At 73.5% G+C, this 13,596-nt stretch carries 13 protein-coding genes; 4 read left to right on the forward strand and 9 right to left on the reverse strand.

The genetic code is table 11. The features are described from left to right. Nucleotides 1-112 precede the first annotated feature (112 nt). Both IE239_RS29090 and IE239_RS29095 read right to left on the reverse strand, forming a co-directional pair. Nucleotides 113-2,062 carry a serine/threonine-protein kinase gene (locus IE239_RS29090; RefSeq protein ID WP_190152393.1) on the reverse strand — a complete coding sequence of 650 codons (1,950 nt, stop codon included), beginning with the start codon at nt 2,060-2,062 and terminating at the stop codon, nt 113-115. A 125-nt stretch (nt 2,063-2,187) separates the two neighbouring features. Then, nucleotides 2,188-3,045, reverse strand: a complete 858-nt coding sequence (locus IE239_RS29095) for a menaquinone biosynthetic enzyme MqnA/MqnD family protein (protein WP_190152394.1) — start codon at nt 3,043-3,045, stop codon at nt 2,188-2,190. A gap of 287 nt (nt 3,046-3,332) precedes the next feature. Here IE239_RS29095 and IE239_RS29100 point away from each other — a divergent pair, with 287 nt between their 5' ends. Both IE239_RS29100 and IE239_RS29105 read left to right on the forward strand, forming a co-directional pair. Continuing rightward, complete coding sequence (locus IE239_RS29100) at nt 3,333-3,536, forward strand: cold-shock protein (protein ID WP_003974443.1); 204 nt, start codon at nt 3,333-3,335, stop codon at nt 3,534-3,536. Nucleotides 3,537-3,716: 180 nt separating this feature from the next. Further along, nucleotides 3,717-4,403, forward strand: a complete 687-nt coding sequence (locus IE239_RS29105; RefSeq protein WP_190152395.1) for a class I SAM-dependent DNA methyltransferase — start codon at nt 3,717-3,719, stop codon at nt 4,401-4,403. 200 nt (nt 4,404-4,603) lie between these two features. Here the strand turns inward: IE239_RS29105 and IE239_RS29110 are convergent, their stop codons facing one another. From IE239_RS29110 to IE239_RS29120, 3 genes are all read right to left on the reverse strand, one after another. Further along, complete coding sequence (locus IE239_RS29110) at nt 4,604-5,089, reverse strand: hypothetical protein (RefSeq protein ID WP_229878377.1); 486 nt, start codon at nt 5,087-5,089, stop codon at nt 4,604-4,606. Between the two features lie 73 nt (nt 5,090-5,162). Further along, nucleotides 5,163-7,085: an AMP-dependent synthetase/ligase gene (locus IE239_RS29115; RefSeq protein ID WP_190152397.1), complete on the reverse strand. Its 1,923-nt coding sequence runs from the start codon at nt 7,083-7,085 to the stop codon at nt 5,163-5,165. A 210-nt stretch (nt 7,086-7,295) separates the two neighbouring features. Next, on the reverse strand, nt 7,296-8,630 hold the full coding sequence (locus IE239_RS29120) for an acetyl-CoA C-acetyltransferase (protein WP_229878378.1): 1,335 nt from the start codon (nt 8,628-8,630) through the stop codon (nt 7,296-7,298). 102 nt (nt 8,631-8,732) lie between these two features. Between IE239_RS29120 and IE239_RS29125 the strand changes: the two genes are divergently transcribed. Beyond that, a complete protein-coding gene (locus tag IE239_RS29125) occupies nt 8,733-10,076 on the forward strand; it encodes a 3-oxoacyl-ACP reductase (protein ID WP_190152476.1) in 1,344 nt (447 codons plus the stop codon). Between the two features lie 248 nt (nt 10,077-10,324). Continuing rightward, nucleotides 10,325-11,290: a MaoC family dehydratase gene (locus tag IE239_RS29130; protein WP_190152477.1), complete on the forward strand. Its 966-nt coding sequence runs from the start codon at nt 10,325-10,327 to the stop codon at nt 11,288-11,290. Nucleotides 11,291-11,412: 122 nt separating this feature from the next. Here the strand turns inward: IE239_RS29130 and IE239_RS29135 are convergent, their stop codons facing one another. The 4 genes from IE239_RS29135 to IE239_RS29150 all read right to left on the reverse strand — a co-directional run bounded on the left by IE239_RS29135 (nt 11,413) and on the right by IE239_RS29150 (nt 13,584). Beyond that, nucleotides 11,413-12,093 carry a TetR/AcrR family transcriptional regulator gene (locus IE239_RS29135; RefSeq protein ID WP_190152398.1) on the reverse strand — a complete coding sequence of 227 codons (681 nt, stop codon included), beginning with the start codon at nt 12,091-12,093 and terminating at the stop codon, nt 11,413-11,415. A 73-nt stretch (nt 12,094-12,166) separates the two neighbouring features. After that, nucleotides 12,167-12,556, reverse strand: coding sequence for an SgcJ/EcaC family oxidoreductase (locus IE239_RS29140; RefSeq protein ID WP_190152399.1), 390 nt, complete (start codon nt 12,554-12,556; stop codon nt 12,167-12,169). Between the two features lie 110 nt (nt 12,557-12,666). Then, on the reverse strand, nt 12,667-12,975 hold the full coding sequence (locus IE239_RS29145) for a DUF4229 domain-containing protein (RefSeq protein ID WP_190152400.1): 309 nt from the start codon (nt 12,973-12,975) through the stop codon (nt 12,667-12,669). An 84-nt stretch (nt 12,976-13,059) separates the two neighbouring features. Then, the gene (locus tag IE239_RS29150) at nt 13,060-13,584 is read right to left on the reverse strand and encodes a GNAT family N-acetyltransferase (RefSeq protein WP_190152401.1); all 525 of its coding nucleotides are present in this window, start codon (nt 13,582-13,584) and stop codon (nt 13,060-13,062) included. Between the last annotated feature and the right edge of the window lie 12 nt (nt 13,585-13,596).

Below are 13,596 nucleotides of genomic sequence, written 5' to 3' on the forward strand. Positions count from 1 at the left end.
CGCCTGACCCTGTGACCCTGGCTCCGTTCCCTGTTCCTGGCCCTGTTCCTGGCCCTGTTCCGGCCCTGGCCTGGTCGACCCGGGTCGACTCGTGGTCGACTCGTGATCGTCTCTAGTCGACCCGCGACATGCGGGCCACCGGATTGCCTTCGGCCGGGCTGTCCGAGGCGTACGTCAGGTCGTCGCCGGTGGGGGTGAGCCGGATCGTGTGGGCCGTCGGGTTGCAGCCGCCGTGGTTGCTCTTCGCGCCGACCGACGTGGCGACGACCTCCTTCTCCGTCACCCGCTTCAGCGTCAGGACGTCGAGGCAGACCCCGCCGAGCACGTCCGTCTGCCGCAGCTCGCCCAGCTTCTGGCCGACGTCGGCCCGTTGGACGGTCACCCGGAACGTGCCCATCGGGAGGGAGCCGTCGAGGCCGGTGCCCTGGCCCTCCCAGGTGCCGACGTAGCGGGCCGGGAGCGCGGCGGGCGTCCCGCCTTCGGAGGGGGCCGGCGTCCCGGCGGCCGCCGACGGGGAGGAGCGTGCGTCGCTGCCGGAGGCGGAGTCGTGGTCCCCGTCGGTCGGCAGCAGGCGGTACAGGAAGACCGAACCGACGGTCACCGCTGCCAGGGCTCCCGCGACCGCGAGCGCGACGCTGCAGCTCAGTCGTCGTCCCCGGCCGCCCTCGCCCGGCGTCGCCGCGGCCGCCACGGTGACGGACACCCGGCCGGGACGTCCGCCCCCGCCCACCGTCGGCTCGGCGTCACGCGGCACGGGCACGGGCACGGCAGCCGGCGCGTCCCCCGGAGCGGCGAGGACCCGGTCCATCACCGGCGGCGGCCCGAACTCCCCCGGGAACGCCGAGGCCCCGCCCGCCGACGCCGCGAAGCCGCTCCCCGGTCCGGAGGAGGACGCCGCCACCGGCCCCGTGGGCCCGCCTCCCGACCCCCTCGGCTCACCGCTCGTCCCCGACGGTTCGCCCGACCGCACCGCCGGGCTGCTGAACTGCACAGGGCCGGAGGCCGACGGGCTCGCCCCGCCGCCCTCCCGCGCTCCCCCGATCGGCCCCGAGCCCGAGCCTGAGCCCGAGCCCGTCACCGCCTCCCGCCCTGCCTCTGCCTGCCCCTCCCCGCTCGACCCCAGCGTCGGTTCCAAGCTCGGCCCCGACGCCGTTCCCTCCAGGTTCAGGAGGTGGACGGCGCTGCGGCCGACCTGTGCCACGAGGGGGCCCGGCAGCCAGCCGGAGGCCACCAGTGCGGCCGCGCCCTGGGGGGCGAGGCGCGCGGCCAGTTCGGCGGGGGCGGGCCGGGCGGCCGGGTCCTTGACGAGACAGGCCTCGACCACGGCCCGCAGTTCGCCCCGCAGGGCGCCCCGCGGAGCTCCCAGTTCCGGCGCCTCGTGGACGACCCGGTAGAGGAGGGCGGCCGAGGAGTCGCCCGGGAACGGGGGCCGGCCGGTGGCCGCGAACGCCAGGACCGCGCCGAGGGAGAAGACGTCGGCCGCGCCGGACGCGCCCTGGCCGAGGATCTGCTCGGGGGCCATGTAACCCGGCGAGCCGACCGAGACGCCGGTCGAGGTGAGCGAGGCCGTGCCGTCGATCGCGCGGGCGATGCCGAAGTCGATGAGCAGCGGGCCGTCGACGGTCAGCAGCACGTTGGACGGCTTCACGTCCCGGTGCACCAGCCCCAGGGCGTGCACGGTCGCCAGCGCCTCCCCGAGGCCGGCGCCCAGCACGCGCACGGAGTGTTCGGGCAGCGGCCCGCCGCCGGAGGCGACCGCCGCGGCCAGGGAGGGGCCGGCCACATAGCCGGTGGCGACCCAGGGCACGGCGGCCTCCGGGTCGGCGTCCAGGACCGGCGCGGTCCATGCCCCGCCGACCCGTCGCGCGGCCTCGACCTCACGCCGGAAGCGGGCGCGGAACTCCTCGTCGAGCGCGAGGTGCGGGTGCACGATCTTGACGGCGACCGTACGGCCCCCGACGCTCCGGCCGAGGTAGACGCGGCCCATCCCGCCGGAGCCGAGCCGGCCGAGCAGCCGGTAGGGCCCCACGGCCGTGGGTTCGTCTTCTCCGAGCGGCTGCATGGGCGTCCACCCCTCCCCCGTGAGGACCTGTGAGGACCCGTGAGGACCCGTCAGGACCCGCGGGCCACGTCGGCCGCGAGTCGCGACCCGTGGCCGGATTCCGTGCTCACGGGCTGTGCAGCAGACTACGCAGAACCGGGCTGGAGCAGTTCCACCCTGACGTCCGCCGGGAATCCCGTCGTGGGACCGACGCGGCGGGCGAACTCGGTCACGGCCGCCAGCTGGGCCGGGCCGAAGCGGAAGTCCAGGGTGGTGAAGTACTGCTCCAGGACCTGCTCGTCGAACTCCTCCCAGCGGGCCGCCTGCTCCGCGACCTTGCCGACCTCGTCCAGGGAGAGGTTGCGGGAGTCGAGGAAGGCCTGGTGGACCTGGCGGGTGATGGCGGGCTCGCGCTCCAGGTACTCGCGCCGGGCCGCCCACACGGCGAAGACGAAGGGCAGGCCGGTCCACTCCTTCCACAGCGCGCCGAGGTCGTGGACCTCCAGGCCGAACCGGGGTCCGTCGAGCAGGTTGGCGCGCAGGGCCGCGTCGCCGATGAGGACGGCGGCCTCGGCCTCCTGCATCATCAGGCTGAGGTCGGGCGGGCAGGTGTAGTACTCGGGCCGGACGCCGAAACGATCCGCCAGCAGGAGCTGTGCCAGGCGCACCGAGGTGCGGGAGGTGGAGCCGAGGGCGACCCGCGCGCCGTCCAGCTCCTCCAGCGGGACCTGGCTGACGATCACGCAGGACATCACCGGGCCGTCGCAGCCGACGGCGATGTCGGGGAACGCCACGAGGTCGTCGGCGTTCTTGAGGAACTCGACGAGGGTGACGGGCCCGATGTCCAGCTCGCCGCGCACCAGCCTCTCGCTGAGCTTCTCCGGAGTGTCCTTGGTGAGTTCGAAGTCGAGGAGGGTGCCGGTTCTCGCGAGCCCCCAGTAGAGGGGCAGGCAGTTGAGGAACTGGATGTGGCCGACGCGCGGCCGGGTGCGAGAATTGTCCACATCGCGAGGCTAGACCCCTTCGAGTACGCTCGGGACTCCACCCCCGAGTCAACCTCTTTCCGGGATCTTCAAACATCCGGGTGACGTGATCTTGACCTCTATTGCTTTCGGGTGCCTGCATGCTAGGCTCGCCGCAAGTTGCAGTTTGGTTTCCCTTGCAGTACAGAGCCTGCGGAGCATGTAACCGCGGGCTCTCGTCGTTTTCAGACGTATGCAGTTGTGCGGCACTTGCTTTCACGCTTGCAGGGTTCTGGAGCAGGGCAACCCTTTGGGCCCAAGGAGGGCTTATGGCTACCGGAACCGTGAAGTGGTTCAACGCCGAAAAGGGCTTTGGCTTCATCGCCCAGGAAGGCGGCGGCCCCGACGTCTTCGTCCACTACTCCGCGATCAACGCGCAGGGTTTCCGTTCGCTCGAGGAGAACCAGCAGGTTTCCTTCGACGTGACGCAGGGCCCGAAGGGTCCTCAGGCGGAGAACGTCACCCCCGTCTGATCTTCACACCCTGAGATCGCAAGTCTCTGAGAGCAGTACCCAAGGAGCCCTGTGCCTTTCGGCACGGGGCTCCTGCCTTGTCCCGCCCGCCCGCTGCCGGGGCGCCGGACGGCGCGGACGCGGCGGACGGTGGCCGGGAACCGCCCCCGCCGTCGGTGACAGCTCCTAGGCTCCCCGCCCATGACCGACATCACCGCGTCGCCGTCCGGAGCCCCGGGCCCCGCCCCCGCCTTCCTCACCGCCACCCGCGTCTTCTACGACGCCGTCGCCGAGGACTACGCCGAGCACTTCCGTGAGGAGCTCGTCTCCAGGCCGCTGGAGCGGGCCCTGCTCGCCGTGTACGCCGAGCTCGTCGGGGCCGGCGGCCGGGTGGCCGACCTGGGGTGCGGGCCCGGCCGGACCACCCGACGCCTCGCCTCGCTCGGGCTCGACGTGTCCGGGCTCGACCTGTCGGAGTCGATGCTGGCGATCGCCCGGCGCGAGAACCCGGGGATCCGCTTCGAGCACGGCTCGATGCTGGAGCTGGACTTCCCCGACGGGGCTCTCGCCGGGGCCGTCTCCTTCTACTCCACCATCCACACCCCTATGGACGAGCTGCCGGCCCTCTTCGCCGAGCTCCACCGCGTCCTGGCCCCCGGCGGTCATCTGCTGCTGGCCTTCCAGGTCGGCGACGAGCCCCGCCGCCACGAGCACCCCTGGGGCCGCCCGGTCACCCTCGACTTCGAGCGCCGCCGCCCCGAACAGATGGAGAAGCTGCTGGCCGGAGCCGGTTTCGCGATGCTGTCCCGCACGGTGCGGGAACCGGACGCCGACCTCGCCGAAAAGGTCCCCCAGGCCTTTCTGATCGCCCGCCGGCCGAGCGCCTGACCGGCTCGGCGGGTGCCGGGCACGTACAACGACGACCCGCCGGCGTCAGCGCATCGCCTCCCACACCCCCGTCGCCCGCCACACGCCCGTCGCCCGCCACACGCCCGTCGCCCCCACGCACACACGTCCCGCCGCCCCTGGCACGCCGCCCGCAGCCCGCCCCGCCCCTCCCCCTCACGCCCGGTCGTCCGCCGCTCCCCTCACACTCCGAGCCCGGCAGGGACCGGGGCCGGCGGGTCCGCGGTGAGGGCCGCCGGCGAGCTGAGGGCCGCCTCGTACGCCGTTCGGCCGAAGACGAACGGGCCGACCGGCAGGTCGCCCCACCGCTCGCGTTCGGTCTGGCGGAAGGCGGACCATGTGACCGTCACGGGAGACGTCTCCACCCGTGCCGTGAGGGGCCAGCACCGGGGGATGCCGCAGGGGCAGCCGAGGAGGGGGATCCGGCCCGCCGTGCGCAGGAACGGCGGTTCGGCGACGTCCACGACGGCCAGGCCGTCGTGCTGCCGCCAGATCAGTTCGGCCGACTCGCGCTCCTGGTCCTCGAACTGGTCCTCCAGCTCCGGACGCCACAGCTCGCGCGTCGCCCAGGCCGTGTGGGCGCGCAGGTCGACGCCGTCGACGCGGACGCCCCAGGCGAGCGACGGGCCGCCGTCGAAGGGGTAGTGGAAGAACTCGATGCCGTTCACGGTCCGCATGCTTCCCGGGACCGGCCGCGCCCCGCCATCCCTTTACCCCGTACCCCGGGTGGCGGCCCTGCGCTCACCCCGGGTACAGGCCCTCCACCTGGTCCGCGAAGTCGCGCATGATCGTCTCGCGGCGCAGTTTCATCGAGGGGGTGAGGTGGCCGGCGTGTTCGGAGAAGTCGGTCGGCAGGATGGCGAAGCGGCGGATCGACTCGGGGCGGGAGACCAGTTTGTTGGCCTCGTCCACGGCGCGCTGGAGCACGGCGTTGAGGTCCGGGTCGTCGATGAGCAGCTCCGCGGGGACCGGGTGCCTGCCGTGCATCTGACGCCAGTGGGTGAGACCGTCGGGGTCGAGGGTGAGCAGGGCGGTGACGTAGGGACGGCCGTCGCCGAGGACCATGGCCTGGGAGATCAGGGGGTGCGAGCGCAGCCAGTTCTCCAGGGGCGCGGGGGCGACGCTCTTGCCGCCGGCCGTGATGATCATCTCCTTCTTGCGGCCGGTGATCGTCAGATAGCCCTGGTCGTCCAGCTCGCCGAGGTCGCCGGTGGCCAGCCAGCCGTCGGGGGCCGCGGGGACGACTCCGCCGGCCGACGGGTCCCAGTAGCCGCGCAGGACGTGCTCGCCGGCCACGAGGATCTCGCCGTCCGACGCGATGCGGATCCTGGTGCCGGGCAGGGGCCAGCCCACCGTGCCCAGACGGGGTTTCATCGGCGGCGTCACCGTGGTCGCGGCCGTCGTCTCGGTGAGGCCGTAGCCCTCGTAGATCTCGATGCCCGCGCCGAGGTAGAACGAGGAGAGGCGGCGGCCCAGCGGGGAGCCGCCGCAGATGGCGTGCCGCACCCGCCCGCCCATGGCGTTGCGGATTCGGCGGTAGACGAGCGGGTCGTAGAACGCGCGGGCCGCCCGCAGCGTGGCGGCAGGGCCGGATCCGGTCCCGGTCTTGTGCGCCTCGACCGCCTCGCCGTAGCGGCGGGCCACGCCGACCGCGCGGTCGAAGGACGACACCCGGCCGCTCGCCTCCGCCTTGGCGCGGGCCGTGTTGAAGACCTTCTCCAGCATGTACGGAATGGCCAGGAGGCAGGTGGGTCTGAAGGCCGCCAGATCCGGCAGGAGGTCCTCGGACTTGATGCTCGGGGCGTGGCCGAGACGGACGCGGGCCCGGACGCACGCGATCGCGACCATCCGGCCGAAGACGTGGGACATGGGGAGGAAGAGCAGGACGGAGAGCTCGTCGTCCTTCGACTTGAAGACCGGGTAGAGGAGCTCGATCGCGTTGTCGACCTCGGCGAAGAAGTTGCCGTGGGTGAGCGCGCAACCCTTGGGGCGGCCGGTGGTGCCGGAGGTGTAGATGAGGGTCGCGAGCGTGTCGGGGACCAGCATGCCCCGGCGGATCTCGACCTCGGCGTCCGGGACCCGCTCGCCCGCCTCGATCAGCCGGTCCACATGGCCCTTGCCCATGACCCACAGGTGGCGCAGGTCGGGCAGCCGGTCGAGTTCGGGGCCCAGGGCGGCCGCCTGGCCGGCCGTCTCGGTGACCAGCGCGGCCGCGCCGGAGTCCTGGAGGATCCAACGGGTCTGGAAGGTCGAGGAGGTCGGGTAGATGGGGACGGTGACCAGGCCCGCCGCCCAGGCCGCGAAGTCGAGCAGCGTCCACTCGTAGGTGGTGCGGGCCATGATGGCGAGCCGGTCGCCGGGGACCAGCCCCTCCGCTATCAGCCCCTTGGCCGCCGCGTGGACCTGGGCGGCGAAGCCTGCCGCCGTGATGTCCGTCCAGTCGCCGTCCGGTCCCTTGCGGCTGAGGACGACGGCGTCGGGTGCGGTGGCCGCGTTGTCGTAGGGCAGGTCGGCGAGCGAGCCGTAGGTCACCGGGCGCGCCAGGGCCGGTACGGACGCCTCCCGCACCGCGCCGTCCAGCCTGCGCGTCTCGGGGACCACGAGGGCCGGGGGAGCGTCGAAGTCGGCGAAGGCCGCGCCGGCGGCTGAGGACGGGGTGGACACGGGCGGCTCCCTGGGCGTGCAGCGACGAAACTGCTTGCTGCATGACGTACGTGCTTCGCGCACCGACGCGTTCAACCGGGATGCCCGCCAAGACGATGGTTACCACCGGTTAGGCAGGAGATCGTACGGCCCGCAGGTGTGGGGCTTGTGCGTGTTCCGGGATGTTCCGGGGTCGGGGCTGTGCAACCTCGGGGGTGATGTGAGGGACGTTCACGTTCGCTCCAGAATCGCGGTGACGCCCTGTCCGCCCGCCGCGCAGATCGAGATCAGTCCGCGTGCGGGGCCGCCCTGTTCGGCGAGGAGCTTGGCGAGCGTCGCCGTGATGCGGGCTCCGGTGGCCGCGAAGGGATGGCCGGTGGCGAGGGAGGAGCCGGCCACGTTCAGCTTGTCCCGGTCCACCGGGGCCAGACCCTGCTTCTCCCAGGCCGCGAGAGTGGCCAGCACCTGGGAGGCGAACGCCTCGTGCACCTCGACCAGGTCGAAGTCCTCGATGCCCAGGCCGGCTCGCGCCAGCATGCGCGGGACCGCGTACGCGGGGGCCATCAGCAGGCCGTCCTCACCCCCGGCCGCATCGCCGCGCACGAAGTCCACGGCCGCCGTCTCGTACGCGGTCAGGTAAGCGAGCGGCTCCAGACCGCGCGCCTCGGCCCACTCCTCCGAGGCGAGCAGGACGACCGCCGAACCGTCCGTCAGCGGGGTCGAGTTGCCCGCCGTCATGGTCGGCTCGGGCCCGTCGGTCCCGAACACCGGCTTCAGGCGTGCCAGTTGCTCGACGGTCGAGCCGGGGCGCAGGTTCTGGTCGCGGGTCAGGTCGCGGAACGGGACCACCAGGTCGCCGAAGAACCCGCGCTCGTACGCGGCGGCGAGCCGCTGGTGGCTGGCAGCCGCCAGTTCGTCCTGGGCCTCGCGCCCGACGCCCCAGGCGCGGGCGGTGACCGCCGCGTGCTCGCCCATGGACAGGCCGGTGCGCGGTTCGGCGTTGCGCGGGATCTCGGGGACCAGGTGGGAGGGGCGGATCTGCGCGAGCGCCTTGAGGCGGTCCCCGGTGGACTTCGCCCGGCGGGCCTCCAGGAGGATGCGGCGCAGCCGGTCGTTCACGCCGAGGGGGGCGTCGCTCGCGGTGTCCGCGCCGCCCGCGATCGCGGATTCGGTCTGACCGAGGGCGATCTTGTTGGCGGCGGCTATCACGGCCTGCAGACCGGTGCCGCAGGCCTGCTGGACGTCGTAGGCGGGGGTGCGGGGGTCGAGCTTCGAGCCGAGGACGGTCTCGCGGGCCAGGTTGAAGTCCCGGCTGTGCTTGAGGACGGCCCCGGCGACGAACTCGCCCACGACGCCGGGCACGTCGAGCGCGTACCGGTTCACGAGCCCGTTGACGGCCGCCGTCAGCATGTCCTGGTTGGAGGCGGTGGCGTAAGGGCCGTCGGAGCGGGCGAACGGAATGCGGGAGCCGCCGACGATCGCCACCCGACGGGCGCGCGGGGGTTCCAGGGGGCTCTTGCGGGCCCCTCTCAGATAGGTCACCTTCGACGGCTCCGAGGTACTCATCTCGACCTGCTCCTCACCCTTGACCTAGACTTACCGCCGGTAACCTTACTCCGGAGTAAGTAAATTTTCCTGTGCGTCAAGCCCGTGGGAGACGAGACGAACATGGCCGACCGTTATCTGAGCCTCACCGCCACCGCCCCCGGCCGGTTCCTCGCCCGGCGGCTGGGCCTTCCCCAGCCGGCGGCGCTCAGACGCTGGTCGCCCGAACAGCCCTGCCTCCCCGGCGTCTTGCTTCACCTTACGGCCGGCGAGACCGCCGTCTGCGACCTCGCGCCGGTCCTCGCCCGCACCGGGCTCCCCCTGGCCGGCCCCGCGCACCCCGGCCCCGCCGCGGACCCGGCGGACCCCGGCGTCGCAGCCGTCGTCCTCGACGCCACCGGCGTCCATGACGTCGACTCGCTCGCCGAGGTCCACGCGGCCCTGCATCCGGTCGTGCGGTCGGTCGCGGCGAGCGGACGGGTCGTGGTGCTCGGCTCGCCCCTGGAGGACGGGCCCGACCATCACCGGGCGGCCGCGCAGCAGGCCCTGGAGGGGTTCGTGCGCTCCCTCGGCAAGGAGATCGGCCGCGGCAGGACGGTGAACCTGCTCAGACTGACCGACGCGGACGCCGCCGAGTCCACCCTGCGCTTCCTCCTCTCCCCCAGGTCCGCGTACGTCAGCGGTCAGGTGATCACGGTGACGGCCGACGGGTCCGGGGCCCCCGTCGACTGGTCGCTCCCCCTGGCCGGCCGCACCGCGCTCGTCACCGGCGGCGCGCGCGGCATCGGCGAGGCCGTCGCGCGGACGCTGGCACGCGACGGGGCCCATGTCGTCGTCCTGGACGTGCCGCAGGCCCAGGACGACGCCCGGCGGGTGGCCGGAGAACTGGGGGGAACCGCGCTCGCCCTCGACATCACCGCCGTCGACGCGGGCGAGCGGATCGCCGCCGAACTCCCCGGCGGACTCGACGTGCTGATCCACAACGCGGGCATCACCCGGGACCGACGGCTGGTCAACATGCCCGCCGAGCGCTGGAGTCCGGTGCTGGACGTCAACCTGGCGAGCGTGCTGCGCACGACGGACGCCCTGCTCGCCGCGGGGGCCCTGCGCCGGGGCGGGCGGATCGTGGCCACGGCCTCCATCGCCGGACTCGCCGGCAACGCCGGGCAGACGAACTACGGCGCGAGCAAGGCGGGGATCGCCGGTCTGGTCCGCTCCCTCGCGCCGTGCGCGCTCGCCGAGCACGGCGTCACGGTGAACGCGGTGGCCCCGGGCTTCATCGAGACGAGGATGACGGCCGCGGTGCCGCTGTTCATCCGCGAGGCGGGCCGCCGGATGAACTCCCTCGCTCAGGGCGGCCTGCCCGTCGACGTGGCCGAGACGACCGCGTGGCTCGCGCACCCCGCGTCCGGCGCGGTGAACGGACAGGTCGTGCGGGTGTGCGGCCAGAGCCTGCTGGGGGCGTGATGACCACACCGGACCCGCCCACACCGCCGAAGCAGACCCCGGACCCGGCCCCGGACCCGAACCCGAACCCGAACCCGAACCCGCCGCAGCCGACGCCCGCCCCGGCCCCACCGACCCCGGCCCCGTCGGAAGCCGCCGCGCCTAAGCCGTCGGAGCCCGCCGCGCCGAAGCCGTCGGAGCCGCCCCGGTCGGAGCCCGCTCCCTCAGGGGCTGCCTCGCCGGTCCCCCGGGCGCTCTCGACGCCCGGCATCGCTGCGACGCCGCCCGCTCCGTCCTCCCCCCGGCGGACGGTCCTGACCTCGTCTCCGGCCCTCGGCCCGCTGCTCGCCCTCGGGGCGCTGCGCTCCCCCCTCAAGCGGCCCCGGCCCGGCCTCGCCCTTCCCGGCGCGGGCGACCGTCTCGTCCTGCCCGGCCTGCGCGTGGACCTGGCCCGGCTCGCCGCCTACGAGCGGGTCTGCGCCTTCCCGACCGGCGAGGACGCGCTGCCGCTCACCTATCCCCATGTCCTGGGCTTCCCGATGGCCATGCGCATCATGGGCGGCCGGGACTTCCCCCTCCCGCTGCTCGGCCTCGTCCACACCTCGATCGAGATCACCCGCCGCACGGCGCTCGCGGCCACCGGGACCTACGAACTCACCGTGTACGTGGACCGGTTGGCGGCGCACCGCAAGGGGACGGAGGCGGTCGTCGTCACGGAGCTGAGAGCCTGCCCGGAGCACGGCACGGGTGACGGGCCCGACGCCGACGACGAGCCGGCGTGGACGTCCACGAGCACCTACCTGGCCCGCCACCGCACCGGGCCCGCCCCCGCCGACGACCGGCCGGCGGACACCACACGCCCGTCGGAGCCCGGTCCGCTTCCCGGGCTCGACGAGTGGCGGCTCGCCGGTGACGTGGGACGGCGTTACGGCTCGGCGTCCGGCGACCGCAACCCGATCCACCTGCACGCGCTCACCGCCCGCCTCTTCGGCTTCCCCCGGGCCATCGCCCACGGCATGTGGACCGTGGCCCGCTGCCTCGCCGCCCACAGGACGCCCCCGGCGGTGCGCGTGCGCGCGGAGTTCCGGGCCCCGGTGCTGCTGCCGGGCACGGTCGTCCACGCGGCGGACGCCGGCCGCTTCGAGCTGCGCGGAACGGGAGAGACGGGACGGGTCCACGTGAGCGGCCGGGTGGAGCCGCTCGGCGACGCCGCCACCGGGTCCCGCCCCGTCTAGGGCCCGCCCGGGACCCGCCCCGGCCTCACCTCCGTCCCGTCCCCGCTGTCCCCCCCCCGTCCCCGTCCCGCACACCGTCCCCGTCCAGGTCCTCGGGGGCGGTGTGCGGGAGGCGGTCCCGCTCAGTCCGGCGGTGGGGACCAGGGGCGGCCGTTCATCAGGTCGCCGAGGCCCGACCAGGCGAAGTTCATGAGGGTGGCGGCCGCCTGGCGGGAGGTGACGCCCGCCGTGGCGTTGGCCCAGGCGGCGAGCGACTCGGCGGCGCCCACCAGGGCCTCGGCGAGTCCGGCGACCTCGCGCTCGGCAAGGTCGGGGGCCGTGGGGGTCCCCCCGCACGAGCGAAGCCGAGGGTGGGGGAGGGCCTCCCGGGCCGCGACCACGATGAGCTGCGTCACGAACGCGACGATCTCCTCGCGCATCGCCGCGACCTCGGCGGCGAACGGCTCGCCGTGGGTGCGGGCCTGGAGGTGCAGGACGGACCAGGCGTACGGGTGCTGCGCGGTGTGCGCGAAGAACGCCCGCAGCCCGGCCCAGAGTTGGCGGTCGGCGGGCAGGTCCGTGCGGACGCCGGCCCGGACCGCCTCTACGAGCGACTTGGCCTCGCGCCGGATGCAGGCGGTGAAGAGGTCTTCCTTGGAGTTCAGGTACAGGTACACCAACGGCTTTGACACGCCCGCGAGTTCGGCGATCTCGTCCATCGACGCGGCCATGTACCCGCGGCGGCCGAAGGTCTCCACGGCGGCGTCCAGCATCTGCTGCTCACGGACCGCACGCGGCATCCGCTTGGTCTTCACGGCACCCATGGGCACAGCGTAACCAGGCACGGCGAACCCGGCCCCCGCCTCGACGGGAGCCGAAGGGCCGGGGCCGCGGGCGCTACGGCCGCACTTCGGTGTTCTGGCAGGCGTGCAGCAGCCACCGCCCGTCGTCCTGCCTGGTCATGACGTAGAGCGGGGTGCCCTCCGTGTCGCCCGCCGCCGAGCGGTAGGCCTGGCGGACCTTGACGGCGGCCACGTCGGGCCGCAGGAACCGGGTGTGCACCGCCTCGTAGGTGACCTCGCCGTCCCAGGTCGCGCCGGGCAGTACGGCGCGGGTGAACTCGGCGATCGCGTCGAGGCCGACGAGCACCTTGCCGTGGGCGGTGGTCCACAGAGCGTCGGGGTGGAACAGCGCGAGGAAGCCCTCCACGTCCCTGGCGCGCTGGGTGCGCTCGACGGCGGCCACGACCTCTTCGATTGCTTTGACGTCCGCGATTCGGGTGTCCATGCGGATCACCGTGCAACCTCAAGGGCACTTGAGGTCAAGACCGCGGCGGTGGAGGCCAGGAAGACGGACGGCAGGGGCGGACCCTGGCAGGGGTGCAGCACCAGGCAGTACTAGGAGGTCTGCGCCCGGTCCTGGGCGGGGGTGGCCGCGTCGACCGCGGCGTCCTCCTGGGACCGGTCGGCGTCCAGGTTGGCCTTCATCCGGTCGACCCGCTCCACGACCGTCGCCGAGGCGCGGTCGCGCTCCTTGCGCAGCACGACGAAGCTGATCGGGGCGGAGATCACCAGCGAGAGCAGCAGGATCCACATGAGGTTGGAGTCGCCGAGGCCGCGCGGGACGACACCGGAGTAGACGAGGCCCCAGACGACCACGAAGCAGCCGGCGAAGACACCGAGACGCATCAGTGTGTAGCGGAGCATGTCAATCCACTCTTCCGATTCAAAAAGGGGCCGTCGTCCAGTGAAGCACGACCGGACGGCGGTCAGGCATCCGCCCCCGCGGGGTCACCGCAGCGGGAGCAGCATGATGACGTCGTCGCGGTCGTCGCCCGGGGCGACCCGGATGGCTCCGGGGATCCGGCCGACCTCCTTGTAGCCGCAGGAGCCGTAGAAGCGCTCCAGGCCCAGTCCGCCGCGGCAGGACAGGCGGATCGCGTCGATGCCCTCGAAACCGCGGGCCGCGTCGGCGGCGGCCGCCAGCAGGTCGCGGCCGTAGCCCCGGCCCTGGTGGCGGGGGTGCACCATCACCGTGTAGAGCCAGACCCAGTGCCTCTGCAGCCGGTGGGTGTTGAAGGAGAAGAAGGCCGCCGCCACGACCTCGCCGGCGTCGTCCTGCCCGACGAGCAGCCGGTGGCGGCCCTCGGCCATCGCCGCGAGGTGCTTGACCAGCTCCGGCCGGACCGTCTCGCGGTCCACCGGCGCCACGAAGCCGATGGCTCCACCCGCGTTGGAGGCGTCCGTCCACAGGTCGAGAATGCCGTCGCGCAGGACCGGGCCGACGGCGGGATCGAGCGTGAAAGTAAGGGACACATCGGGATGGTA

Origin of the sequence: Streptomyces humidus, from assembly GCF_014649655.1 — a bacterium.
In the GTDB taxonomy this organism is placed as follows: domain Bacteria; phylum Actinomycetota; class Actinomycetes; order Streptomycetales; family Streptomycetaceae; genus Streptomyces; species Streptomyces humidus.

Coding starts and splice junctions, on each gene's coding strand:
- IE239_RS29140 (WP_190152399.1), bottom strand. CDS start 12,556: ATGGACACCCGAATCGCGGACGTCAAAGCAATCGAAGAGGTCGTGGCC.
- IE239_RS29100 (WP_003974443.1), top strand. CDS start 3,333: ATGGCTACCGGAACCGTGAAGTGGTTCAACGCCGAAAAGGGCTTTGGC.
- IE239_RS29125 (WP_190152476.1), top strand. CDS start 8,733: ATGGCCGACCGTTATCTGAGCCTCACCGCCACCGCCCCCGGCCGGTTC.
- IE239_RS29145 (WP_190152400.1), bottom strand. CDS start 12,975: ATGCTCCGCTACACACTGATGCGTCTCGGTGTCTTCGCCGGCTGCTTC.
- IE239_RS29090 (WP_190152393.1), bottom strand. CDS start 2,062: ATGCAGCCGCTCGGAGAAGACGAACCCACGGCCGTGGGGCCCTACCGG.
- IE239_RS29105 (WP_190152395.1), top strand. CDS start 3,717: ATGACCGACATCACCGCGTCGCCGTCCGGAGCCCCGGGCCCCGCCCCC.
- IE239_RS29120 (WP_229878378.1), bottom strand. CDS start 8,630: ATGAGTACCTCGGAGCCGTCGAAGGTGACCTATCTGAGAGGGGCCCGC.
- IE239_RS29135 (WP_190152398.1), bottom strand. CDS start 12,093: ATGGGTGCCGTGAAGACCAAGCGGATGCCGCGTGCGGTCCGTGAGCAG.